At 63.1% G+C, this 8,044-nt stretch carries 8 protein-coding genes; 5 read left to right on the top strand and 3 right to left on the bottom strand.

Features of this window, described 5'->3' with window-relative positions; genetic code table 11:
- Positions 1–206: 206 nt before the first annotated feature.
- Positions 207–902, bottom strand: a complete 696-nt coding sequence (locus RM96_RS20285; RefSeq protein ID WP_039013200.1) for a helix-turn-helix domain-containing protein — start codon at positions 900–902, stop codon at positions 207–209.
- A 141-nt stretch (positions 903–1,043) separates the two neighbouring features.
- On the opposite strand from RM96_RS20285, the gene RM96_RS39425 reads away from it, so the two are divergent.
- Complete coding sequence (locus tag RM96_RS39425) at positions 1,044–1,190, top strand: hypothetical protein (RefSeq protein ID WP_193752491.1); 147 nt, start codon at positions 1,044–1,046, stop codon at positions 1,188–1,190.
- A gap of 358 nt (positions 1,191–1,548) precedes the next feature.
- A complete protein-coding gene (locus RM96_RS20280; RefSeq protein ID WP_052279609.1) occupies positions 1,549–1,752 on the top strand; it encodes a hypothetical protein in 204 nt (67 codons plus the stop codon).
- A gap of 105 nt (positions 1,753–1,857) precedes the next feature.
- Here the strand turns inward: RM96_RS20280 and RM96_RS20275 are convergent, their stop codons facing one another.
- Positions 1,858–2,556 carry an alpha/beta hydrolase gene (locus RM96_RS20275; RefSeq protein WP_039013199.1) on the bottom strand — a complete coding sequence of 233 codons (699 nt, stop codon included), beginning with the start codon at positions 2,554–2,556 and terminating at the stop codon, positions 1,858–1,860.
- A gap of 151 nt (positions 2,557–2,707) precedes the next feature.
- Complete coding sequence (locus tag RM96_RS20270; RefSeq protein WP_052279608.1) at positions 2,708–3,418, bottom strand: TetR/AcrR family transcriptional regulator; 711 nt, start codon at positions 3,416–3,418, stop codon at positions 2,708–2,710.
- 356 nt (positions 3,419–3,774) lie between these two features.
- Between RM96_RS20270 and RM96_RS20265 the strand changes: the two genes are divergently transcribed.
- The 3 genes from RM96_RS20265 to RM96_RS20255 all read left to right on the top strand — a co-directional run bounded on the left by RM96_RS20265 (position 3,775) and on the right by RM96_RS20255 (position 7,848).
- Positions 3,775–5,214: a hypothetical protein gene (locus RM96_RS20265; RefSeq protein WP_039013198.1), complete on the top strand. Its 1,440-nt coding sequence runs from the start codon at positions 3,775–3,777 to the stop codon at positions 5,212–5,214.
- Between the two features lie 26 nt (positions 5,215–5,240).
- Positions 5,241–6,716: an acyl-CoA reductase gene (locus tag RM96_RS20260; protein WP_039013197.1), complete on the top strand. Its 1,476-nt coding sequence runs from the start codon at positions 5,241–5,243 to the stop codon at positions 6,714–6,716.
- 70 nt (positions 6,717–6,786) lie between these two features.
- The gene (locus RM96_RS20255) at positions 6,787–7,848 is read left to right on the top strand and encodes an NAD(P)-dependent alcohol dehydrogenase (RefSeq protein ID WP_039013195.1); all 1,062 of its coding nucleotides are present in this window, start codon (positions 6,787–6,789) and stop codon (positions 7,846–7,848) included.
- The last annotated feature ends 196 nt before the right edge of the window (positions 7,849–8,044 follow it).

The following is an 8,044-nucleotide window of genomic DNA, read 5'->3' as shown; positions in this document are numbered from 1 at the left end:
GCCACGGTCATCTGGCGAGGCTTCCTCGTCTTGCACGAAATCACCGAGATGTTCCGAATCTTTAATTCAGGCCCATAACTTGTGGGTAAAGCTCAGCCCAAGAGAGAGGGGGGCGACGGCGAAGAAAGGAGCGGATGGCCTGGTCGTAGCGGATGCGCGCCGGAAGCCAGTAGGCTGGCAAACTACGTCACGCAAACGCGAGAGCCTCAAGCACTCTCAAATGACTCTGCGTCCGTAGTCAGCAGTGCGTGCAGCATGCGCGCGAGCAAGAACGGCGTGTCCGGCTTGCCCAGGTATTCCGGCTTCTCGAGGATCATCGATCGTGAAACAGCCAGCAGCGTCTGGCAGACGAAAAATCCCGCCCTTTCACGGTCGTGTATCCGCATCTCCTCGGAGAACCTGGCCATCAGGGTCGGTATCACGAAAGATGCACAGAAGTGCTCCGGCTTGACGAGAGAGAGCCGTACCAATTCTTCGTAATATGCGGATCTGATATTGAATTCCGGATCGATCAGTGACCATTCACGCAGCAGCCCCAGGCCGCTTTCCACGATCAGCAGGATGCCGTCCAACAGTGTCGCGGTGGCGGGCAGCGCCTGTACCTTTCCTGGAAGTTTCCGCCGGAGCTCGTCACGGCAGTCTTCAAAAACTGCCGCAATCAACGACTCCATGGTCGGAAAGTATTCATAGATCGAACTGGTCGCCACCCCAGCGCGTTCGGAGAGGCGGGCTGCCGACAGCGCATTGCGCCCCTCCTTCTCGAGAATTTCCCGGCCGGCTTTCTTGAGGGAGTCGACAAGCATGACCGAACGCTCCTGGCTCGGACGCTTGCGCGGCTTGGCGGGCACTTCAATTTGTACGATGCCGTGCCGTGCAGGCCTCTTTGCGGTTTGTTTGGCCATGGCTGCATCTCGCTAAGTGAAGTACTGATCGCCGAGGTGATTGTTTGTCGGGACGTAGGGAAGAACACGAATGACTATCTCTCCGGGTCAATCAGTGACATCGCTCGCGGCCAGGGTGCCCGCTCGCTGGAGCTACGCGCCGTGATGGCCTTAAGCCGGCTGTGGCGGCAGCAGGGCAAGCCAGCAGAGGCCCACCAGATGTTGGCCGAGAGCTACGGCTGGTTCACAGAAGGCTTCGATACCGCGGACCTGCAGGAGGCCAGGGCGCTGCTCGCCGAGCTCCACTAGCGTGTACCCCCCGATGCGCCAGCGCTGAATGCTCACGGGATCCAACCCGGCGACGAACGTATACGAGAGCGTGAAAAGGATGGGGAGGCCGATTTCGTCAGGCGCCCTGGCTTGCGGCGAAAATGTCACCGTTAATTCTGTTCGTTGGCCGGTGTTCTCGAATTCGCACGCCAATGTAGTACCAGTCCAACACGCGAGCCGTTGCAGACGGCACCTTGCACGCAAAAGCGCAAGACTACAGTCACGGCGCTCGACCACGGCCAGAACTTTGTCAACGTCATGGACCGTGTCGGTGCCCTCGTCGGCCAACCGGCCGGCGCTTCATCATCAGTGTTCGTGGCGCGCCTCCACTTCCGCAGTGACGGACGATGAACTCGCGGCGGTCACCAACCTGCTGTTTAAGCGCCTCAGCGCGGAACAGTTGGCAGAGGATTTCCGGCCCTATACCAGCGCCGAGATCGCCGCGTACCGTCGTCCGGAGTTAGCCGACGTGCCTGCGGTGCGCTACAAGGTCATCTCGGAATTGCGGCGCAAGGGCCCGCCGACCAAGCACGAGTATTGAGCCATCAGTATGGCCGGATACCCGCGAAGTTGCCTCACAGCTGCCGGGCTAAGGACAACCGCTCCCGGCGCGGGAGCGATTGTCCGATCCGATCGCGCGAAGCGGCTACGCCTTGACAGACCCGCTTGCGGCCTCGTCGATCAATGCCGCGACCTCTGCAGCTTTCGATGCCAGCGAAGCATGGCTTGCCGCCAGGGTAATGACTTTCCTGGCGTTCATCCGGGTCGCCATGTTCTGCTGGTTTTCCGGGGAAATCATTCTGTCCTCGCTGGAGACCTGGTACCAGGACGGCTTCTTCTTCCACGCTGGCGCGGTGATGGTATCGCCAAAGGTGGTGGCAAGCGGCGCCTTCTGCGTCACTGCCATCACCAGCGCGTCGTCAGGCGGCAGGTCCTGGCAGAAGCTCTCGTGGAATTTATCGGCCTTGAGCCACAGATAGCCATCGCTATCGGGCTCAAGGTTCGGCGCCGCGGCGGGAAGATGCTGCTGGGTAATGCCGCCGGGGCTCTCCCCGGCGTCGGGAGCAAATGCCGCGATATAGACCAGCCCGACCACATTCGGCTGGTCACCCACCTCGGTGATCACGGCGCCGCCGTACGAATGCCCCACCAGCAGCACAGGGCCTTTCTGCTGGGCAACCATCTTGCGGGTACGCTCCGCATCGTCGGCAAGCGATGTCAACGGAAGCTCGACGGCACGGACGGAGGTATAGCCCGTGCGCGCCAGCTCAAGGATGACGTTGCGCCAGTGCGCGGCGCCGCCCCAGAAACCGTGCACCAAGACAATCGTAGGCCTGTTGCTCATGATATGGACTCCTGTTTGTGAATAAATGCCGCTCGCGGGAAATTGCGCCGGCGGCTTGGGTTTTCCGGCGCGGGCCTGCTTCCATCGCAGCGACCAAGACGCAGGCTGGCGACCCATACGACTAGGCACGATCGTGCCCCTGGGCGAGCCGTCATCGCGCACACGATCCTGCAGGCCCGCTGACGCCATCGCCTTCACCGGTGGTCAGCAACGAATGCAGCATGCGGGCCAGCAGGATCTTCGTATCCGGCTCGAAGAGGTAATCGGGGCGCATCAGCGCCATCGCGCGCGGCAGTGCCAGGATGGCGTGAAACACCATGAAGCGCGCCTTGGCGCGATCGCGCACCAGCACCTCGGCCGGGAAACGTTGCATCAATGCGTCCGTCGCCATGGAGGTCCAGTACTGGTCCGGCTTCACCAGATCCAGTCGCACCAGTTCGTCGTATTGCGATGACTTGACGAACATTTCGCGGTCGAGCTGCACCCACTTGTGCAGCATCGGAATACCAGTATTGAGCAACAGCATGATGCCATCGAACAGCTTCGTCGATGGCGGCAGCGCCTGAAGCTCTGCCACCAGCCGCCTCCGCGCCTCGGCACGAAAGTCATCGAAAATGGCGACGACCAGCGACTCCATCGTCGGGAAGTATTCGTAGATGGAACTGACGGCCACGCCGGCGCGCACCGACAGCCGCTCCAGCGACAGGGCATCGCGCCCTTCCTTTTCCAGGATCTGCCATCCCGCCTCCTTGAGGGCATCGACAAGCAAGACCGAGCGCTCCTGCCGGGGGCGCTTGCGCGGCCTGGCCGGTACCTCGATCTGCAATGTCTCGGCGGGTATGGGATTCCTGCGGGATGTCATGGCTGGCAATCAAAGGCGTTGGGAAACTGGATGTGCCGATGCCTGATCTGTCCCAGGCAAGCTGCTTAGCTTGCCCGCAATTTCTTATGGCATCCCCCCCCTTTTCGGACGTAGTCGGCGAGGCTAGCCGGGTCCGCCACCCGACTGCCTGGAAGACAGAGTCACCCCACCGATCAACCATTTTTTCCTTTAAATTCAAACAGTTGATGCAAGAAATCCAGCTCCGGAATCCGGAGACGGAATCGCCTTTCGCGCTCCTATACTGACCTGCCGACAAACCGCGGGCGACCTTCCACCGAATACTGAATCGCTCCCTTCCATTGTCGGCTTCCCATTCCAGCTAGCGAGTTTTGTCCATGTCCCCTGCGGAAGTGTCTCTAGAGAAAAAAGCCGAGCTGCTGCTGAACGACCCGGCGGCGCTTGCCAACCATAGCGTCCATGCGTGGCAACACCTGCCCCGCGAGGAAGTCGATGCGATCCAGCTTGCGGCGCTGAAGCAGCGCTTCGCTTTGCTGCGGGACAGTGTGCCGGTACTGAAGAAGCTCGCCGACGCCGAAGGCGTGACGCAGATCGATACGATTAACGACGTCGTACCGCTGTTGTTAGAGCACACCGTCTTCAAATCCTATCCGCCCTCCTTGCTCGATAAAAAGAGCTTCGCCCAGATCAACAAGTGGCTGGGCAAGCTGGTCACGCCGGATATCGCCGAGCGCATCGCCGGCGCTGACGTGAGCGGCTGTCAGGGGCTCGACGACTGGTTCGCCGCCATGGACCAGGCCGTGCCGGAAGTGCGGATCAGCCATACGTCCGGCACCTCGGGTACCGTTTCGTTCCTGCCCAACAGCGTGCGCGAATGGGAGAAGGCGTCCGCCATCCGCAAGCTGTTCGTGTGGCAACAGGAAGGGGCCGATATGCCGGACCCGAACCTGCATACCGTCTACCCCTACTTCCGCAAGGGCTACCTGAGCCACGTGCGCGCCAACGAGTTCATGATCCGCGCGCTGCTGCCGGGCGAGCAGAACTTTCACCCCGCCTACCCGGCCACGCTTTCCAGCGACATGCTCCATCTCGGCGCCAGGATTCGCGCCGCCCATGCCAGGGGTACGCTCGACCGGCTCGAGATCAGCCCGGAACTGCTGCAGAAGAAGAAGGCATTCGACAAGCTGCAGGCGGAGATGCCGCAGCATCTCGCCGCATTCTTCGAGGAAGCGGCGCTAAAGCTGCGCGGCAAGCGCGTCTATATCGGCGCCACCTGGAACCTGCTGCACGGCATGGCCAAGGCGGGTCTCGAGTGCGGACTGGAGGGCATGTTCCATCCCGATTCCTTTATCACCACCACCGGCGGCGCCAAGGGCGTGGCGCAGCCGGAGGGCTGGCGCGAAGAGGTGCTGCGCTTCACCGGCGTCAGCCGTCTGAACGAGACCTACGCCATGTCGGAACTCGTCAGCGGATCCAACCCGCGCTGCGAGCACGGCAATTTCCACTTCACGCACACCGTGATCCCGTTCGTGCTGGACCCGGAGACCAGCAAGCCGCTGCCGCGCGAAGGCCGCGTGACGGGGCGCGCAGCATTCTACGACCTGGGCGCCGACATCCACTGGGGCGGCTTCATTACCGGCGACGAGGTCACCGTGGAATGGGACAAGCCCTGCGCCTGCGGCCGCCCGAGCCGCTACGTCACCGGCGGCGTGCAGCGCTACAGCGAGAAGAGTGGCGGCGACGACAAGATCACCTGCGCCGCCACCGAAAGTTCGCACCGCGAGGCCATGGACTTCCTGAACACCATCGAGCAATAACCAGTACCGAGAGCGATCCTTTAGACATGTCCTACGCCAACAACCTCCCAATCGCGCCGATGATCATCCGCGGCAAGGTCATCACCGACAACCTGGTCGAAGTCGGCGGCCGCGGCGGCGACCTGACCTTCCTGACCCCGGACGCCCACAAGTATCTCGACAAGCTGCCGCTGGGCAACCCGGCCCGCCTTGCCGATCTGTACAAGCTGAACTTCGACGATATCCTCGACTACGCCGAAGCCCTTGGCGAGCGCCTGGATCTCGCCACCAACCCGCACCTGCAGGAAGCCTGCGCGCTCTCCTACCACACTGCGCCGGTGACCCCGACCATGGTCAAGGGCACTTATATGGGCCTGCGCAACATGCTGTCGCGCGAGGCGATCACCGAAGCCGTGGAGAGCACGGTCGGCATCAGGTACCTGGAAGGCTGGGTGCAGCAGAAGCTGATCGACGGCACCGAGCTGGAAGTCCGCTGCTTTGGCGCACGCGCCCTGCATATCGTCGCGGGCAACGCCCCCAGCCTGTCGCTGCTCACCATCATCCGCAACATGGTGCTGCGCAGCGACGCGATCATCAAGGCGCCGTCGAACGACCCGTTCACCGCGCTGGCCATCGCCCTCACCATGATCGACATGGCGCCCGACCACCCGCTGACCCGCCACCTGAGCGTGGCCTACTGGAAGGGCGGAGACGAAGCGCTCGAGGAGCGCCTGTACCAGCCGCAGAACCTGGAGAAGATCGTCGCCTGGGGCGGCTTCGCTTCGATGAAGCACGTCATCCAATACATTCAGCCGGGCCTGGAACTGATCTCGCTAGACCCGAAGCGCAGCGCCAGCATCATCGGCCGCGACACCTTCGCCAGCGAGGACACCATGCGCGAGGCCGCGCTGCGGCTGGCCAGCGACATCGGTGCGCTGAACCAGAAGGGCTGCGTCTGTGCCCGCGTGGTCTACGTGCAAAGCGGCACCGATGAGGAAGGCCTGCGGAAACTGAATGCCTTCGGCCGTCATGTTTATGACGCCATGCTGGGCCTGCCGAACACGCTTTCGACCGCGCCCAGGCGGTACGACCAGAAGCTGAAGGCCGAGGTGGACGCCTTGCGGCTCGATGACGAGTGGTACCAGGTCATCGGCGGCAAGGATGGCGAAGGCGCGATCATCTGCTCGCAGATTCCGGAGCCGGTTTCCTTTGCCACCCTGCTCGACGACCGCACCGCCAATCTCGTGCCGGTCGATTCGCTCGACGAGGTGATGGCGGCGGTGGATGCCTATACGCAGACGGTCGGCATCTACCCCGAAAGCATCAAGGACGAGCTCAAGGACCAGCTGCCGCTGTACGGCGCGCAGCGCATCGTATCGCTCGGCTATGCGGCCGCGATGAAGTGGGCCGCGCCGCAGGACGCCATCGAGCCGCTACGCCGCATGGGCAAGTGGATCTCCAACCAGATCGCCTCGCCAGAGATGACGCCGGCACCGTGGATGCGTCCGAGCATCGAGGCGTAACCCTTGAACGGGTCCGGCAGGCTCTCGCCGGCCGGACTCTCTCCCCTTCCTTCCTAATTCACTTGCCATCATGACCACCTGCAAAGCCTATGGCGCCTGCGCCGCGCACGCCGACCTCACCCCGATGGGCATCGAGCGCCGCGCACTGCGCGCCGACGATGTCGCCATCGAAATCGACTACTGCGGCATCTGCCACTCGGACGCGCATGCCGTCAACAACGACTGGGGCAGCACCGTGTATCCGTGCGTGCCCGGCCACGAGATCGTCGGCCACGTCACCGCCGTCGGCCCGCAAGTCAGCCGCTACAAAGTGGGCGACCGGGTCGCCGTCGGCTGCATGGTCGACAGTTGCCAGGACTGCCCGTCGTGCGACGACGGGCACGAGCAGAACTGCGCGAAGGGCCTGACCGCCACCTACAACGGCAAGGACCGCCATACCGGCGAGATCACCCTCGGCGGCTACTCCGAGAGCATCGTCGTGCGCGAGAAGTTCGTGCTGCGCGTGCCCGACGCCCTCGATATGAGATTTTCCGGGCCGCTGCTGTGCGCCGGCATCACGGTGTGGACGCCGCTGCGCCGCCACGGCGTGGGCAAGGGCTCGAAGGTGGCGGTGGTTGGCCTGGGTGGCCTCGGGCACATGGCGGTCAAGCTGGCCGTGGCGTTGGGCGCGGAGGTCACGGTGATCACCACCTCCGCCGGCAAGGCCGACGACGCCCGCGCGCTCGGCGCCACCGATGTGCTGCTGTCGAAGGATCCCAAGGCCATGCAGGCGGCGGCCAACCGCTTCGACTTTATCCTCGACACCATCCCGATGAAACACAACGTCAACCCCTACCTGATGCTGCTTGGGCGCAACGGCGTGCTGGTGCTGGTGGGTGCACTGGAGCCGCTGGAGCCGATCCACGGCGCGCTGCTGTTGATGAACAACCGGTCGATCTCGGGCTCGCTGATTGGTGGCCTGCAGGACACGCAGGAGTTGCTGGATTTCTGCGCGCAGCACAACGTGCTGCCGAGTTGCGAAATGGTCGATGTGCGGGACATCAATACGGCCTTCCAGCGCATGCAGGCCAATGATGTGAAGTACCGGTTCGTGATCGACATGGCGTCGTTGCGCGAGACCGCCGGCGGTTAATCCCGGACGCAAAGCTCGTCCGGCATGAAAGCAATCGCGGCGCCCCAGGGCGCCGCGCTTTCGTTCTGACAACGCAAAACACACCAGACTGTTTGCTCCCCTCTCCCGCTTGCGGGAGAGGGGCCGGGGGTGAGGGCAGGCGCCGGCATACCGACGACTTTCACTTCGTTGACACTCCAGCCCTCACCCCCCCCCC

This window comes from Cupriavidus sp. IDO (assembly GCF_000812465.1).
In the GTDB taxonomy this organism is placed as follows: Bacteria; Pseudomonadota; Gammaproteobacteria; order Burkholderiales; family Burkholderiaceae; genus Cupriavidus.
This window is presented reverse-complemented; position numbering and strand designations above follow the sequence as displayed.